Source organism: Pedobacter jeongneungensis (assembly GCF_000633455.1).
Taxonomy (GTDB): domain Bacteria; phylum Bacteroidota; class Bacteroidia; order Sphingobacteriales; family Sphingobacteriaceae; genus Pedobacter; species Pedobacter jeongneungensis_A.
Window position 1 is genome coordinate 77,675 of sequence record NZ_AYMG01000026.1, and the last position, 16,024, is coordinate 93,698.

16 protein-coding genes are annotated in these 16,024 nt (G+C 41.5%); 5 read left to right on the forward strand and 11 right to left on the reverse strand.

The features are described from left to right. Together U859_RS0122225 and U859_RS0122230 are read right to left on the reverse strand one after the other, a co-directional pair. Entirely contained in the window at window positions 1-1,503 is a 1,503-nt protein-coding gene (locus U859_RS0122225; protein ID WP_025145485.1) for a Y-family DNA polymerase, read from the reverse strand. Beyond that, window positions 1,503-2,231, reverse strand: a complete 729-nt coding sequence (locus tag U859_RS0122230; protein ID WP_025145486.1) for an ImuA family protein — start codon at window positions 2,229-2,231, stop codon at window positions 1,503-1,505. The genes U859_RS0122225 and U859_RS0122230 overlap by 1 nt, the downstream gene beginning before the upstream one ends. A 213-nt stretch (window positions 2,232-2,444) precedes the next feature. Between U859_RS0122230 and U859_RS0122235 the strand changes: the two genes are divergently transcribed. Together U859_RS0122235 and U859_RS0122240 are read left to right on the forward strand one after the other, a co-directional pair. Beyond that, window positions 2,445-2,939: a hypothetical protein gene (locus U859_RS0122235; protein ID WP_162800014.1), complete on the forward strand. Its 495-nt coding sequence runs from the start codon at window positions 2,445-2,447 to the stop codon at window positions 2,937-2,939. Continuing rightward, window positions 2,939-3,553, forward strand: a complete 615-nt coding sequence (locus U859_RS0122240) for an alpha-ketoglutarate-dependent dioxygenase AlkB family protein (protein ID WP_025145488.1) — start codon at window positions 2,939-2,941, stop codon at window positions 3,551-3,553. The genes U859_RS0122235 and U859_RS0122240 overlap by 1 nt, the downstream gene beginning before the upstream one ends. Before the next feature lie 355 nt (window positions 3,554-3,908). Here the strand turns inward: U859_RS0122240 and U859_RS0122245 are convergent, their stop codons facing one another. The 8 genes from U859_RS0122245 to U859_RS0122280 form a co-directional block, all read right to left on the reverse strand. Beyond that, a complete protein-coding gene (locus U859_RS0122245; protein WP_084153130.1) occupies window positions 3,909-4,964 on the reverse strand; it encodes an IS110 family transposase in 1,056 nt (351 codons plus the stop codon). A gap of 602 nt (window positions 4,965-5,566) precedes the next feature. Beyond that, the gene (locus U859_RS0122250; protein ID WP_025145490.1) at window positions 5,567-6,286 is read right to left on the reverse strand and encodes a LytR/AlgR family response regulator transcription factor; all 720 of its coding nucleotides are present in this window, start codon (window positions 6,284-6,286) and stop codon (window positions 5,567-5,569) included. Window positions 6,287-6,391: 105 nt separating this feature from the next. Next, entirely contained in the window at window positions 6,392-6,883 is a 492-nt protein-coding gene (locus tag U859_RS0122255; protein ID WP_025145491.1) for a hypothetical protein, read from the reverse strand. A gap of 11 nt (window positions 6,884-6,894) precedes the next feature. Further along, window positions 6,895-7,461, reverse strand: a complete 567-nt coding sequence (locus U859_RS0122260) for a hypothetical protein (RefSeq protein ID WP_162800015.1) — start codon at window positions 7,459-7,461, stop codon at window positions 6,895-6,897. A 28-nt stretch (window positions 7,462-7,489) separates the two neighbouring features. Continuing rightward, window positions 7,490-8,428 (reverse strand): hypothetical protein, encoded by a 939-nt coding sequence (locus U859_RS0122265; protein WP_025145493.1) that lies wholly within the window; start codon window positions 8,426-8,428, stop codon window positions 7,490-7,492. 11 nt (window positions 8,429-8,439) lie between these two features. Continuing rightward, window positions 8,440-8,913: a hypothetical protein gene (locus tag U859_RS0122270; RefSeq protein ID WP_025145494.1), complete on the reverse strand. Its 474-nt coding sequence runs from the start codon at window positions 8,911-8,913 to the stop codon at window positions 8,440-8,442. Between the two features lie 24 nt (window positions 8,914-8,937). Beyond that, window positions 8,938-9,684 (reverse strand): hypothetical protein, encoded by a 747-nt coding sequence (locus U859_RS0122275; protein WP_025145495.1) that lies wholly within the window; start codon window positions 9,682-9,684, stop codon window positions 8,938-8,940. 69 nt (window positions 9,685-9,753) lie between these two features. Then, window positions 9,754-10,503 carry a hypothetical protein gene (locus U859_RS0122280; protein WP_025145496.1) on the reverse strand — a complete coding sequence of 250 codons (750 nt, stop codon included), beginning with the start codon at window positions 10,501-10,503 and terminating at the stop codon, window positions 9,754-9,756. 390 nt (window positions 10,504-10,893) lie between these two features. Between U859_RS0122280 and U859_RS0122285 the strand changes: the two genes are divergently transcribed. Continuing rightward, window positions 10,894-13,068, forward strand: a complete 2,175-nt coding sequence (locus U859_RS0122285) for a tetratricopeptide repeat protein (RefSeq protein ID WP_025145497.1) — start codon at window positions 10,894-10,896, stop codon at window positions 13,066-13,068. Window positions 13,069-13,512: 444 nt separating this feature from the next. Next, window positions 13,513-13,767 carry a hypothetical protein gene (locus tag U859_RS0122290; RefSeq protein ID WP_025145498.1) on the forward strand — a complete coding sequence of 85 codons (255 nt, stop codon included), beginning with the start codon at window positions 13,513-13,515 and terminating at the stop codon, window positions 13,765-13,767. Window positions 13,768-14,162: 395 nt separating this feature from the next. Here the strand turns inward: U859_RS0122290 and U859_RS0122295 are convergent, their stop codons facing one another. Then, a complete protein-coding gene (locus U859_RS0122295) occupies window positions 14,163-14,861 on the reverse strand; it encodes a sensor histidine kinase (protein ID WP_162800016.1) in 699 nt (232 codons plus the stop codon). A 425-nt stretch (window positions 14,862-15,286) separates the two neighbouring features. Here U859_RS0122295 and U859_RS0122300 point away from each other — a divergent pair, with 425 nt between their 5' ends. Continuing rightward, window positions 15,287-15,922, forward strand: coding sequence for a response regulator transcription factor (locus U859_RS0122300; RefSeq protein WP_029986051.1), 636 nt, complete (start codon window positions 15,287-15,289; stop codon window positions 15,920-15,922). The last annotated feature ends 102 nt before the right edge of the window (window positions 15,923-16,024 follow it).

Consider the following 16,024-nt stretch of genomic DNA (forward strand, 5'->3'; position numbering starts at 1 on the left):
TTAAGCAAAAAATCCATGTATAAACCAGCCAGAGGTTTTCTCCGAACTGTAGTGTCCCGACCGGAACAGCCAGTAACGTTTCCCCTCTGTGTCCTCCAGTTGGTAGTAATCCCGGTGCTCACCTTCCTCTAGCCACCATTCCCGTTCTATGCGTTCTGGGCCATCTGCCTTTTTTACCTGGTGGGTGATTCCCTGATAGCGAAAGAGCATCGGCGGATAATCAGGGATGGGTGCAGAAACCTGGACCGGCTCGGGTATTTTCAATAACTGTACCGGTCGCAAGCGGTCGGTCCGCCATGGTAAGGAAAGCGTCTCATGGAGCGAATCCACCTTTTTGATCGATCGCTCCGGCCAGTGGTAGGGCTGGGGAAGGTAGCGCTGAATGGCCTGTAGACCGACTTTTCCAGCAAGTTTATCCAAAAGTTCAGTTACTTTCTGATCCTCCACGCCTTTTTCTGCGGCCCATAATGCTTCCTGACGGGGATCCAGTGGTTCTACCTTTGTGGCATCCATGGTAAAAAGCTCAATACCCATTTTCGGTTCAATCTGCTCGATCTTCAATGAAAAAAGCTTTAAGAGATGGCTGATATGGGCACTAGGGCTATTGGTGCCTATCTCTGTCCTGATCACTTTGCCATCTATCCGGAAACTTTGCAGCAGGGCGGACCGAAGACCCATCCCATCCCTTTCAAGATGGTTACAAAGCTGGGTCAATAATTTTTCGATGGCGATCTCAATACCTTTTCGTGTTCTGATCGGCTCCATGCTCGCTAATCGCTCGCCATACAGCTCTGGAACGACAATCGGCGAAAACCGTTCTTCCTTTTGCCCTAAAACCTGCTCGATCCTTTCCATATTTTCCTCTCCGATACGTCTGCGCAGCACCGATCGTGGCATGGAAATAAAGCTGCCCACGGTCTTTAGTCCAAGCTTGATCAGCTTTTGACTCGCAACGGCAGAAAGCCGGAGCGCCATGGGTGGCAGGGACAAAAGCGCGTTCAGCTCTTCAGTACTTTTAATAATAGGAGAGATCTTGCCGTAACGTGCCACCGCCCAGGATGTACCCATGGTATCTGAAATAGCAGCCCGGACAAAATAGCCCAATCCGCGCAGCCGGTTGACGATTTCCCGCAGGTATTCCCTTTCTCCGCCCCAGAGATGCGCGCAACCGCTGATATCCAGGATCAGTCCCTGATCTTCCTCCACAGCCACCAATGGCGAGTACCGTATGCACCATTCCCCAATTGCCCTTAAGAGCCTTTCTGATTTATGACATTGATTTTCGATTACCTCCAGATCGGGAACAATTGCCCTGGCATCAGCCAGCGGCATCCCTAAATGGATGCCGAGCAGCGAAGCTTCGCTGCTCGTTGCGGTAATGACCATGCGGTTACCGGCTTTATCTGAAAAAACAAGCGGCAAATCCCTTAAGGCTGGTCGCTTGATGCGGATCCAGTCGGTGAGCAGGGTAGAAAACCATATGGACATATACCTTTTCTGCATTAGACCGCCTTTCTGATTTCAATAGTTTCACTAACAGTTTTGCTGGGAGCCCTAAAACTTCCCCCGGAATATTCGATAGTCCAGCTGCCCGGCAATCCGTTTTTGACTTTCAGCAGCTCGATATTCCACCTTGGAAAGCCTAGTCCGGGCAAGCCATCGATCGCTTCGCTTGGTAAAGCCGATATCCGCCACCTTGCGGCGGCTAGTGTAGCGCTGAGCTTTTCCGCATTTTTACGGATAATAAAAGATGTTACCCTACTTTTCTCGATTACCAGCTGCAGCCTTCTGCTCTGCGCAAAACTGATCTCATCCAGTTCAGTTACTACTGCGGCCAGGCTTTCGCATTTTAGGGCCTCTTCGCTTGCCCATAATACATCCCTTTCATTTTGCAGGTCGATGAAAATAATGCGTTCAGGGGAAAGGCCAAAAGTAATCAGCGAAGGCGGGAATATTTTTCTCTGGGTACTGATCCAAAGGCAAAGGCCACCCTTTTGCATAAGGGAGGAAAGCAGTGCTGAGATAAAACCACCACTGGCTGCTGCATCCTCCAGGTTTGTGCTCAGGAATTCATGGATCGCTGCAAGTGGAAATACCTTACCCGGAAAAGAAGCACTTATCTCTCCGAGGCCAAAGTTTACAGCAGGACCATCCCCAACAGGCTTAACGCCCTGAAGGCTTAGGATTTGTTCCTGAAGTTTACCAATAATATCCCTTTTAACTGACTCCATTTCCTATTGCTCATGGCCTGAATAAAACATTCAAGCCGATCACACAAAATTAATACTAAAAATATTAGCAATTATAATTGTTAACAAAAATAACTTGAAACGGTTTTAAAGTACTTTAGGCTCAATATAAATGCCTAAAAAATGTTGATAAATACTAATTTATTTAGTAAAAATAATTATATTTGGTCTTTGAAATTCATAAAATCCTTATTTATGATTGAGTTGGAATATTTTTATGATGGGGAAAATGGGGCAGTGATGGTTTATCAGCTGATCCAGTTTGAGGCAGGCGAGCCCTGGAGGATTGTCCTGGATGGAGAACTGCTCGGCAGTCTTGAGAATCCGCAAGGCAGCTGGAGGCAACTGAGCGGCGATGATCTCAGCGCAGAACTTTTTAATAGTCTTACGGGGCATATTGATAATCAATATTTCAATAGCCTGCCCGAAGAGATCTGTTCGCGTTGGCCAAACCTAGTCGAGAAAGTCGTGTTAATATCAGATGCAGCATATATGGTGATCTGCAAAGAAGGAATCAGCTTTAGAAGCTTTGAGCGAATATTTTCAAGGTTTATACCAGGCCTGCTCAAAAATGAGTGGGCGGTAAAATTTCAGGTCTTCAATCATGACTTTTCCGATGACTTTTTGCTCGAATCCAGGCCCCTGGTGTATAAGAAAGAGACATTTGGCTGGGAAGAGGTAAACAGGTAATGGAGCAGCTGAGTTTTTTTGCATACAGTGGGCAATCTGCGGGGCTACCAGGAGATGTGCTGGAATACTGTGCAGGTTTTATCGATAGAGAAAAAAGTGATCTGTTAATCAAAACCCTCATCCAAAACACCCCCTGGCAGCAAAGGCTCGTGAAGATGTACGACCGGGAGGTTCTTACGCCAAGGCTCACTGCGTGGTATGGGGATATTGATGGTATTGATTATAATGCCCTTGGCAAATCCACTCCACTTGAATGGACATCAGAACTTTTGGAGCTTAAAGGATTGGTAGAGCCAATTGCAAACATTACTTTCAATAGCGTATTACTCAATTATTACCGGGATGGCAAAGATTCAGTCGCCTGGCACAGTGATAAGGAAACGGTCATGGGATCGCATCCCATCATTGCCTCCATTTCCTTTGGCGCGGTGAGGAGTTTTGACATCAGAAAAAAGGAGGGGCATCACGAAAAACATTCTGTCCGGCTTGAGCATGGCTCATTGCTGATCATGAAGGGTGATCTGCAATCAAAATGGGAACACAGGATTGCTAAGACAGCAGTGCCTGTAGGACCAAGGGTAAACCTTACTTTTAGGCGGATTATAAATCCATAGACCACTCTTGCTGGTACTCCGGTTTTTACTGCTTACAGGCATATTCATTTTTTTCTGAAGCTACTTTCTTATAAAATAAATCTTAATCATATTAAGATAGGACAGTCATTTTCAAATGACGCAGCTTTTGCTTAGCTGATTAATAATTTTGAGTAAAACGTTGAAAAATATATCTTTCTTTTTTTTAAAACAGTACATCTATAGCTTTACCAAAATATGACAGGAAACCTCATAACTGATGTATATTTCATCGCATTTTCTGCTTTTCCCTTTGCTTAATCGGAAATATGGCAAGGTAGAGTTCAATTTTAGGCTCTGAATTTCCAACGAAAATGGCTTCTCAAGGATATTCGCTTCATTTTTCAGTGCTTATCTCCCTTATAGCTTTTTTGGGTACATAGTGCCGGTCATAAAGCCTATTGCCCCTAATGCAGGCAAAAACCCTACAGATAAGTTTGAACTTGATGGCATTGATCGCGGAACTCTTTTTTTTCTTATCGACCACTACCCTGCGTTTATAATAAGCTTTTATTTCATGATCATTGGCAAGGCAAGTCCGGACACCGTTATGCAGAAGGGATTTGACCCGGTTGTTGGCCATTTTGGAAACTCTTGCTGGTTTTTTTACACTTGTTCCTGAATCATGTTCAAAGGGAGCAATGCCACAGTAGGAGGCAAAAGTCCTTGCAGTCGAGATCGATTTGAACTCATTGGTTTGGATCAGCATTTCCAGTGCAGTGACCTCGCCTATGCCAACGACAGATAGCATGATTTTCATCATACGGCAGGTCTGTTCATCGGAAGACCAAATTTGTTTGATCCGCTCATCCACCTCTTTGATGAGCTGGACAACCTTTGATACCGAAGGGCTGCAGAGCCTGAGGTTTTCCTCGGATACCGCCTGGTCGATAAAGCCATTATCCTCATCCAATGGTGTCTGGATGATCGTCCTCACCTTGACCATTCTTTCCCTTAGGGTCGAAAGACTGCTGAGCTGGTCGATGATTTTCCGGCGCGGCACCCATAGTCTGAGCTCTGAAAGGTTTTTCACCAGGTACCGTGCAATCCGGGCGGCATCCAGTTTATCATTTTTTCCTTTAATAAGACCTAGGGAATTTTTGATCCGGAGTGCAGGTTCTACTACAATTTTGGCTTTCAGTTTTGATAGAGTACCGATGAGTATGTTTCCATAGATGCCGGTGGTCTCCATTCCAAAAACGGCAAACCCGGTTTTGAAGCCTGGGATTTGTTTTAGACCTGAAAAAAATTCCCTGATCGATTCAGAGTTGTTCGCTGCCTTACCGTTTACCACCTTTCCACTTCCGGATTTTACACAGTAATTGAAAGTGGCTTTGGAGACATCAATGCCGATAAAGTATTTGACAGGAGCCAGTTTCTTTTCTCTCATCATATCCCATTAACTTAGTTATTTAAATCAAATTAGGAAGAATTTCGTTAATGTAAATGAAATTCAGACCACCCCAAAGTCCTTTTTTGCCTGTTGATTCTTCATTTTAACTTTGCCGATAGGTCGCTTCTTCCATGATAGGGTAAGCATCTTTGGGCTTGGCAATCTTTCTCAGGTCCTGCCTAATTCTTCACTAAAGTCGTTCCTAAAAATGTTCATATCAATGGTTTGGGTGATCTGATGGCACAATTTACGGAAATATCAGCTAACATATGCGCTATTTCGTTTTAATTTGAGAGTCTGTTTGTTTATTCGAATCAGGCTAAAGCATATCCAAGACACCCAGTTCTTTCACTGCGGTATCTACCAGTTTTTTACAAGAGCCATCATCACGAATATCGCCCGGTATCGCTACGGCTTTTCTTCTGCTGATGTTCTGATTTTCAATAAAAATGTTTTGGGTAAATCTAGAACCAACCTTTTTTGCGGATGGTTTTGATTTATGAAATTTTTATATCCTGGCACGTAAAATGTCGACCGAACTTTTGTCTATGTGATCAAGCACATTAATTTGTCTCAAGGATACGGGTATTAGCATAAAGCCATCAGAACAGTCTCTGCAATAATGCTTCCTTACGTTGCGGCGAAACCTCCACCTCTGCGCCATCGCTAAGTTCTAAGGTGCCGCCATCTCCCTTGCGGTATTTTACCACGTAACTGAGGTTTACGATTACTGAGCGGTTAATTCGCATAAAAAAATCATCGTTCAATTGCACTTCATATTCTTTGAGGGTTTTGGAAACGATGATTTTTTTATTATCGGTGAGCAGGAAAACGCTGTAGTTGCTCATGGCTTCCACCCTGATAATGGTCGTTTTATCGATGATATAAACGCCCTCTGCGGTAGGTAATGCCAATCGTGCATTTAAAACTTCAGATTTTGGGCTCCGTTGTTTAATTTTTCCCGCTACCCGTTTACGTAAGCGGGTGATAGCGGTTTTGAGATCGTCCTCATCTACAGGCTTCATCAGGTAATCTACAGCACTCAAACGGAGTGCTTCCAGTGTATAACTATCGTAGGCGGTGGTAAAGATCACCTCGAAACTGAAACTTCCCAAACGCTCCAGAAATTGAAAGCCGTTTATCCCCGGCATTTCTACATCAAGAAACAAGACGTCAGGATCTAGCGTAATAATTGCGTTCAGCGCCTTGGCGGGCTCATTAAAAATGCCCACAACCTGAAGTTCATCTTCGAAAGACTGTAGTTTTTGCGAAAGCAATTTACTTCCTCGGGTTTCATCGTCTAATATAACTGCCTTTAACATAGGGAAATGTGTTAATGATAAAATTCGGGTTTTAAATCCGATTGGCCAAAACTTATCCGGATATTTCTATGGTATGGACCTGGTGGAAGGTTTTTTATCCATTACTCAGTTTACCTGGCTCCGCTTGTACGGCCTGAAATTTTTAAGGTAAAGATACATTTCGGTGCCAAAATCGTTTTCGGTACAAATTATGGTTTGTTTTACGACTTCATTTTGTTTACCAAATATGGTTTTCCAGGTGTTTTTTCCAGCTTTGCTGGTGGCCATACTGTTGGCGGTCAAATCTATTGTTCCTGCTTTGTCGAAACGGATTTCCACCATAAAATATTTAATCAGGCCATTCTTTTTACGGTCTAAGAACAACAGCCCGCTCCGATAAGAAACAGGATATTTTACTGCTTGCTGCCAGTTGCCAGGAGCTTTTTCCCAGCCGCCATCATCATGTAAAGTGGTGGGTTGGGTAAAGGGGATCCTGATTTTTTCTGTATCGCCCTGGCTGTTGGCTATCTGTATTTTTACAGGCACCTGTGAACGGATTTGTGCCCTGCTGCCCAGGCTTAAAAAACCAAAGAAAGCAATGGTGAGGATTTTTTTCATAATCAGTCGTTCTAGAAAGTATATTTAACACCAATACCACCGTTTTCTGCGCTAAAACCTCCGCCGCTATTGAATGTGAATACTGGTTGCCAGTCTGTACTAATGGCAATGGGAAGACCTTTAAATTTGTATTCGAGCCCTAAAACACCTAGTGCCCCAACGGTAGTGGTAGGGTCAACCAGGTTATCATCGAATGAAAAATATTCGAAATGGCCACCTCCACCAACGTACCACTTTAGATTTTGTACGCCATTGACAGGCAGGTGATATTCGTAAGCCGCGCTTATCCCGATCTGGGTACCCAGACCATTAAAACCCCTATAGGTAAATATGCCTTCCAGTGCATGTTTTTCTTTCAGGAAATGTTTTGCCGTAAGGGATATACCGTAGAGAAATTTTACCCCGATTGCAGTATTGTAGTTTTTGGATGTGCTGTAACCATCTGCTTTGGTACTGGCTTTAACTTCGGGTGCTAATTTTACATTGGGTTTAGCAGCTGTTTTAGTGAGCGGTTTTTTTGTTGGTGTTTTCTTTGTCTGTGCGCTGATATTGATTGCAACAGCACACAGTAGTATCATCAAGATGGTTTTCATGGTTGGCGTAGGGTTAAGGTTGATAAAATATTATTTTATTTTGGTTATAGTGGGCTGCTAAAAGTCCGTAGCCATTTGCTGTTTTTACAAAGGCCAGTCCGTAGATATCTCCAGAGCCTGTAAGTGTTTTAATACAGCCGGTAAAGTTCACCTCGGTTGAATGGATCTGGTTGCTGTTTAACAGGGTAATGCGCCTGTTACCCGGTGAGGCTGCTGCAACAATGTTCCCATAAGCTGCAACATCAACCAGTTTTGGTGAGTTTACGATTACACTTTTGCCTAAAGCGCCTGTTGCCGTTAGTTCGTATTTGTACAAGCGGTCGGAACTGTAGCCAGTGAGGTAAAGGGTATCATTGGCAATGGCCAATCCTTTTGGACTTCCAAATACAGCTGCCAGAACACTGAATGTACTGCTGTTTAAAGGATCATCAAAACGTAGTAATCTGTCTTTGCCATCATCGGCAAGGTACAGGCGGTTTTTACTGTCGAAAGCAATTCCGCGTGGATTGATGAAGCCTTCCTGGATTACCCTTGAATACTGATAGGTGCTAACCACGTTAACGGTAATCTTTTTATAGATTACAATGCGGGCGTTCAGTTCGGTTTCGGTGATGTATAAATTCTCATTGTTGTCAAAAGCAATCGCTTCGGCTCCCACGCTTTGGAAAGTTTGTGCAGGTAATTTTTTCGCCAGCAAATCACTATAGCTGTTCCAGATTTTTGTAGTTCCGGTTGAGCCGTATGGCTGTTTAAATTCTGTAACGGCTACCTTACCGCCAGCCGATACCGCAATTCCACAGGGATTGGCCACATCTGCTGAAGCGGTCATCTGCAGTTCTGGTATGCCACAGGTATCGACTGGTTCGTCTTTAGCTTTCTTTTTGCAAGAGCTAATTGCCCCTGCCATTAGCAGCAGGAACAATAAGGGAGCGAGTTTTCTAAGGTTTTTCATGACCGGTCTGATTAGATTTTTTTCAATGTGCCTATATAACTACCTTTTAAAGGGCCTTTGGCTGTGGTGGCATCAAACGTAATGGTATACTTGTCACCATCTTTGGTAATTACCACCGTGCCCCCATTTATTTCATCGGTAACATTGTTAACCGTTACTGCACCTCCGGCAAAATTTGTGGCGGTATTGTAAGGGGCACCATTTTTATAGGTGAAAGAGCCGATCGGAATGACATAATTGCCCAGGTTTTTGAAACGGATCTGTACGGAATTAAAATCGGGAGTAAGGAAATAGAGCCATGCACCATCGCCGTTCCCACCTCTGTAATCTCCGGAATTAATATTGTTGCTGTTGTTCTGGTAATCGAATTTACCAGCTACTGCTCCTGATGCCCCATCTTCGTCTTTATCTTTTTTGCACGAAGCCAGGGTGAAGAAAACACTCACTAGGATGAATATTTTTACAATGTTTTTAACGTTTTTCATGTTTTTTGTTTTTAAAGGTGATGGCTACTGTTTATTGGCCTGATAGATGATATTGCTGCGTTCTATAACCATGACCTGGCTATTCACATTTTTCCAGTTGGGCACCATAGCGCCGATGAAATCACTGTTTGCCTTGAAACCGCCTGTGCCTATTGCGTAATAGGGTATAGATACCTCCGGAGCCATGGCGGTAACCGGAAGCGTTTGATTAATTGGAGGTGGATAATATTTAGTACCAATCTGGCGTTCCCTGATATCCCAATCGATGGTTTTAGCAGCACTAAACCTGAAAAGGAGATTCCCTGTTTTGAAATCGGCATTTTCATAATTTTGTGCAGTAGTGGTATTGGCCATAACCGCATATTCGAATCCCTGTGCTGTATTGGTCTTATCACTATATAGGTAAGATTTCAGCGTTAACTGTCCTGAAGCATTTTTTTCAAGCTTATAACTGTAGGTATAGGTGCCGGTGCCATCTAAATCGAAGCTGAGCACATTATCTGTCAGCGCTGCTGTGATGCTTCTCAGGTAGCCTTGGCGGTGCAGGTTTACTTTAAGCCCATCACCATCTTGCGTAAAAGTCATGATGGCCAGCTTTTGGTCTCCGGTTTTACGTTCTGCTACGATATAATATGGTAATAAATCAGTTTTGGCTACCTTTTGGATGTTTTCAGGGTTGCCTGGATCGTTGGGATCACTCTTGCCTTTTTTGCAGGCGGCTAAAGTGGCCATCAGCATCAGGACGCTTAACGTCAATTTTAATGTTTTCATGTTTTTTAAATTAAGGGTTGATTATTTTTGTTTATTGGGGCGGTTACTTTTAACCCCCTTTGGTTCATTTTAATTCAGCCAAACGACCATCTTACTGTACATTTTTTCCGTCCAGTCGCCACCACAGTGTGTGCTGCAACCATTGTCGGTGATGCCTTCACTTTTGGCTTTAACTGGTGAGTTTGAAGGAATCTGGTCGTAAAGGCTTTTTCCGTAATACTCTCCTTCATTGTTTCCACTACAGTTGATGGCAAAAACCGGAACTTTAAAGTTCTGGGCATTCCAAGCCCCGCTTCCGCCACATGCAGCCAGCACACCTTTGCAATAGCTGAGCGCAGTATTGGCAGAAATATCGCTAAAGAGCATATAAGAGGCGAAAGAGTAGCCGCCTACCACAGCTTTCGTTTTGCTGATATTATATTTACCGGCTATAGCTACAATACATTTATCGTAATCTTCACCAATCATTTTCGCACTGGTATTCCAGGCATCGGAGTTGACATTTCCAGGCGTTTTACGATATTTCACAATCGCCGCGGCATAACCGTTAGCAGCTGCTTTTTCGCAGATTGCAGTTTCGGCTGCTCCATCTAAACTGCCCTCAGTAGGGTTATTTTCGTCGTTGCCACTGCCCATCACTAAAATGCCTTTAAAGGTTGTGGCATCTTTGCCCATAAAAATTTTATAGGTAATGCCATTTACGGTTTCAATGGTTTCTTTCAGGTCGCCTTTAATGACTTCCCGGGCATGGTCACTATTTTTTTTACAGGCAATGGCAATTAAAATGCAACAGGCAATCGCAAGGGTTAAGTTTTTCATAGTTGTATTTTTAGGATGAGCTAATGTTTATTTCATTTTGCTGATGCAAGTTTAGCTGGTCTGGGTATGCTATTTTTTCACAATGATTGAGTGAGATGGATAGATGAGTGAAAGGGTGGATAGGTTGAGGGAAGACTTGGGCAAAAATGGCTGTAAAGTGTAAGATTTTTTGTCACAGCATCAAACAGAAAGATGTTGAAAGAACAATTGCCTACATCAAGACCCTGTTTCAATGAGTAGATACCCTGTTTCATTTAGTAAAGGGGAATAATTATCCAATTAATTTTCTGTTAATTTGAATAACCGGTTTGTTATCAGTTAAATAACCAAAGGATGAAGATTTTTTTTCGCATTTTAAGGAGTATGTGTTTCGCTTTAATAATTATAGTTATGGGAGGGGCGAAAGTGTATGCACAGCAGAAAAAAATCGATTCTCTGGAAAGAGCAATCCTGGTAAATCCTTATAATAATGATCAAAAAGCCAAGGATCTGTTTTTTCTTAGTATCAGTTTCATCAGTTCAAACCCGAAGAAGAGCCTGGTTTATATCGATCAGGTTCTTTCTTTCGAAGATAATATTAAAGAGAGAGGGGTTTTAGCAAGCTGCTACAGGGTAAAAGGTGCTATTTTAAATATCCTTGCCCGCTTTCCTGAGGCCATATCAGCTTTAAGTAGTGCATTGCTCAAAGATAAAGCTGAGCAGAACGCTTATGGTATTGCCGGCGATCTTTCCAATATGGCTACCATTTATCTCTATCAGTCTAATTTTCCGCAGGCATTAAACTATTATCAACAGGCTACTAAAATGCTGAGTCAAATCCCTGAAACTGATCCTCATAATTATAAAGACAGAAAGCGGGACGAAGCTGCTATTTATGGGAATATCGGATTGGTTTATATGGAAACCGGAGATTATGCCAAAGCGATTGATCATTTTCAGAAAGCAATTTTAGCACACGGTAAACTGAACAATAATATGGGAATTATACCTGCACTGGGAAATATTGGAAATGTATATAACCATCAAAAAAACTTTGGGAAGGCCATTCTTTATGCAACGAAATCTGCAAAATTAGCTGATTCCCTAGGTGACAAAGTAAGTTATGCCCGTGAAACCGGCAATTTGGCTTCCTATTATAGTCAGAATGGGCAATATGACCTGGGTTTGAATTATAGTTTGAAAGCAATTGCTTTAAACAAGGTATTGGGGAATACCAAAAGTATAGGCTTTAACATGCAAAATGCTGCCGAAGCTTACGCTAAAAAAGGAGACCTGGAGAGTTCAAAACTTTATGGATTGGGGTCATTAAAAATTGGACAGAATTTAAAAATACCCGAAATACAAAGGGATGCCAGTGAGGGATTGAGCAGGGTGTACGAGAAACTTAAGTTGACGGATAGTGCACTTTTTTATTATAAAAAATACTCGCTTTTTAAAGATAGCATTAATAACAGCAAAAAAAGAGACGAAATAGCCAAACTTAGCATACAATACGAATTTGATAAAAAAGAAGTTACCTATCAGCAGCAACAAGCTTTAGCTGATGAGCAGATGAAACAGCAGCGGCTGCAATTGGCCCTAAATGTAGAACAGCTGAGTGCAAGCCAGCGTTTAAGAAGCCTGCAGCAGGCACAGTTACAAAACGAAAAACTGCAAAAAGAAGAACAACAAAAACAACTGGTAATTTCTATGAATAATGGAAAATTACAATCTGTAAAGGTAAAACAACTTTCGCAACAGCAAAAACTGGATAAATTAGAACTTAAACAATTGTGGCTTTACGCGGTATTACTCGTGCTACTGCTAAGTTCTATCTTGCTTTTTCTGTACAATAAATACCGGATCAGGCAGTTGCGGTTTAAAAACACGCTGCAACAGCAACAGGCCGCGCAGGTCAACAGCGAATTGAGTTACCAGAACCAGTTATCAGAAAGTGAGCTCAAAGCCATACGTTCACAGATGAACCCACATTTTATTTTTAATGTATTAAACTCTATCGAATCCTATATTATGGATAACGATAAAAAAGTGGCTTCCAGGCTGATCCAAAAATTTGCGGCCTTAAGCCGTTTGATTCTAGAAAACTCCATCAAAAGCATGGTTACCGCTGATAGGGAATGGAAAGCAATTAAGCTTTATACAGAGCTAGAGGCCATGCGCTATGATCATGCTTTCAGTTACAGCTTTTTGGTTGATGAGGCGGCAGAACTTAAGGATTTTCTTTTACCACCAATGCTGATCCAGCCATTAATTGAAAATGCAATACTACATGGATTAATCGAATCGCCGCAACCAGATGCGCATTTAGCTGTAGCCCTAAATTTTGAAGCAGGGTATATTTGTATAACAGTTGCTGATAACGGGATTGGCTATAATAGAAATATAAAACCACTGCTTCCCAAAGGGATAAAAGAGAAATCTATCGGACTCCAATCTATTTTGGAGAGGGTAGAAATGATCAACAGGCAACAGATTGATTTTAAGGCAAGTTTTCAGATCCGCCCGGGCAATAACGGGCGGGGTACTGTTGCTACGATCTGTTTACCAGTGGTTAAGGCAGAATAGCAGAAATCGGATTTCATTTCAGTAGATGAAATCACTGGGTAAATGCTAAATCAGAAGGTACATTATACTGCTGCTTCTATTCTGCCAGAGACTATCCCTGTGTAAACACATTTCAGATTAGCCACTATCTGCGTTTAACCTGTCTTCTTATTTTTTAAATAATGAGAAAGCCATCTCGATCTCTTACTGCAGGCTTGCACGAATAAGCGAGATAATGACTGATTTGTAAAATAATGTAGTTTAAATTATACATTATTCATAGGAGTTAAATTTTAGAATCTATCGGGTTTATACTGGGGAAAAAACACTTTTTTCATTTTTTATGGCTTAAGAATTGACAAATGTCAACAATACAGCCATTTATATAGTCCATGAAAATCTGGTTGATTCTATGGCACAAAAATTGGAATTAGGTACAATTTAGTCACCTATCTTTACTAACCTATGTTTAATAATACCGAATTCGAAAATTTCAAAAAAATTATTTTAAAGCGCCTAAAGCCAGCCCTTAAGCCTTTAAATATAGAGAACGACTTTCTTGAAATCTCAACTAGCTATATGGGCAAGGCTTACGAAGTACGCATTATGGGCGGACGAGATGTCCAAGGAAATTATTTTTGGGAGGTGGTCAGGGTGGTAAACAGAAGTATTATCCCATCAAGCCTTGAATTTAATTTTCCCAAAGCAGATACAGGCTAAGTTATTTAATGAATTGTGAAATATACTAAAACGTTTTATTTAAAGCTCAGTACGCTTGTATTCTGCAACTGATAAACCCCTGACCTGCATGTGTAATGACATTAAGCGATAGGGAAAGTGGATCGATCATATCCGGATTTCCGGCTTATGTGGCCTTAAATTGCACGAAATAATAACCTAAATGACTATAAAGGGCTATATAATGGTGACCACTGCTGCGTTACTTTTGTAGTCTTCATAAATCACGGGATCGATTTTTTTAACACCGCCTTTCGGATGAAAGGTGGTGTTTTACACTGACATTCCCGGAATTAAATCAGGCATATAGCAGTTTAAATCTGCTTGTAAGCGTTAAAATCAGCATCGCAAATTGTGGCCTTCTATTAAGACATTGCTTAGAGGTGAACGTTGTATTTCATTGGTATGTTGATTCTTACCCTTGTTCCCCTGTAATTTTCGATAATCAGTCCTGCTTTTAAACGTTCCGTTCTTATCCGTATATTTTCCATGCCCACACCGGTAGATCTTTGGGCAGCCGGGTCGAAGCCTGTACCATTATCTTTTATGGAAAATATGAGCTGATCTTTTTCAACCTCGATAAGGAGCTTAACCTGGGTTGCCTGAGCATGTTTAAGCACATTATGGGCGATCTCTTTGGCGATCAGGTAACAATCGCGTCTGCTTTGGCTTTGCAGTTCAATAGATGGAATAAATGCGGGAAGTTCGGAAGTGAATGCAGTATCAGTATGTTCGAACAGCTTTCTGATCTGTTCTTCCATAAAATAGATCAGGCTTTCCAGGTGGTCGCTATCTGTATTTGAACTCCAGATGATTTCCCTGATTTTCAATGTAATCTCGCCGATCATCTCTTCCATAATTTTAAGTTCTCTCACTGCGGGTTTCAAACGGGCTGAGTGTTCTACATATAATTTTATCGCAGTAAGGCCTGATCCGATTTCATCATGTATTTCGCCACTGATCCTATCTCTTTCTGCTTTGATTAATGCAGCCTGGTTTTTATACTTCCTTTTAAATTTTACGGCAGTTCTATAATATTTTAAAAAAAAGACTGATAGTAATAAGATTAAAAACAATAAAAAAAATGAAAATAAATCGAGAGGTTTTTGATAAAAATTTAACTGCATATTTCTTGCTCAAAAAAAGTTAATGACGGTTGATGGTGCATATTTGATGTTTTATGTATTATTAATAATACTCATTTAATTGATTTTTGTATATCATTGTATTGGTGTATCTCTTATAAAATGTATGACTGAAAAACCAATAACGTCATGTTGGTACAGGGTAACTGCGTGATATCAAAGGGCATAACTAAAACTTTTCTTTTTTATAGGTTTGTCACGTTCAGTTAATGCTGGATAAAAAGTTGTCTCCCTTCAAAATAATCCCCAATCCATCAGTGGTATTAACATGCCGTGTGCCGGATTGATATAAATCGTTGAAAAATCTGAATGGGATAAACGCATGTAACAATATTACCTAAAAAAAACGCATTATTATGATTTCAGTGTCAATTGTTGAAGACCACAACCTTTACCGGAACAGTTTAGCCAGTTCTATCCTCGAAAATAAATCCTTTGAGCTCAAAGGGGTTTATGCCACTGCTGAAGAAGCCCTAGAGAAATTGCCAGTTGAATGTCCGGATATAGCCATAGTAGATATCAAGTTGTCTAACATGTCGGGGATAGATCTTGTTATGCAGAGTAGAGAAGGTTTAAACAAAACGCTATTTTTGATGTGTACCGGTTTTCAGAATGATGAGAAAATTTTTAGTGCTTTGCAGGCTGGCGCATCAGGTTATATCATTAAAGGTTCTACCTCCGCAGAGATCCATGAGGCGTTGATAGAACTCTATAACGGAGGATCGCCCATGAGCCCCTACATCGCGCGTAAAGTCATCAGTCTTATCCAGGGGAGTAAACCTGCCAGGAAAAAAATTGATTTAGGCCTTAGTGAGCGCGAGCTGGAAGTGCTGTCGCTGTTAAGTAAGGGTTTATTGTACAAGGAGATTTCTGAAATGCTTTTTATAAGCCCCAACACGGTAAAAAATCATTGTAAGAACATTTATAAAAGGCTGCATGTGCAAAACAAAATTGAAGCCCTTAATAAGTTTAAAGATTACAGTTATAATTAAATAATATAACGAACCATTGCGCTGTTCCGGGCCAGCCTGATCTGGAAAAGCATTACCGGTTTTTTTGGATCGGTTTGATCGACTCCCTGGTCTACTTAAACG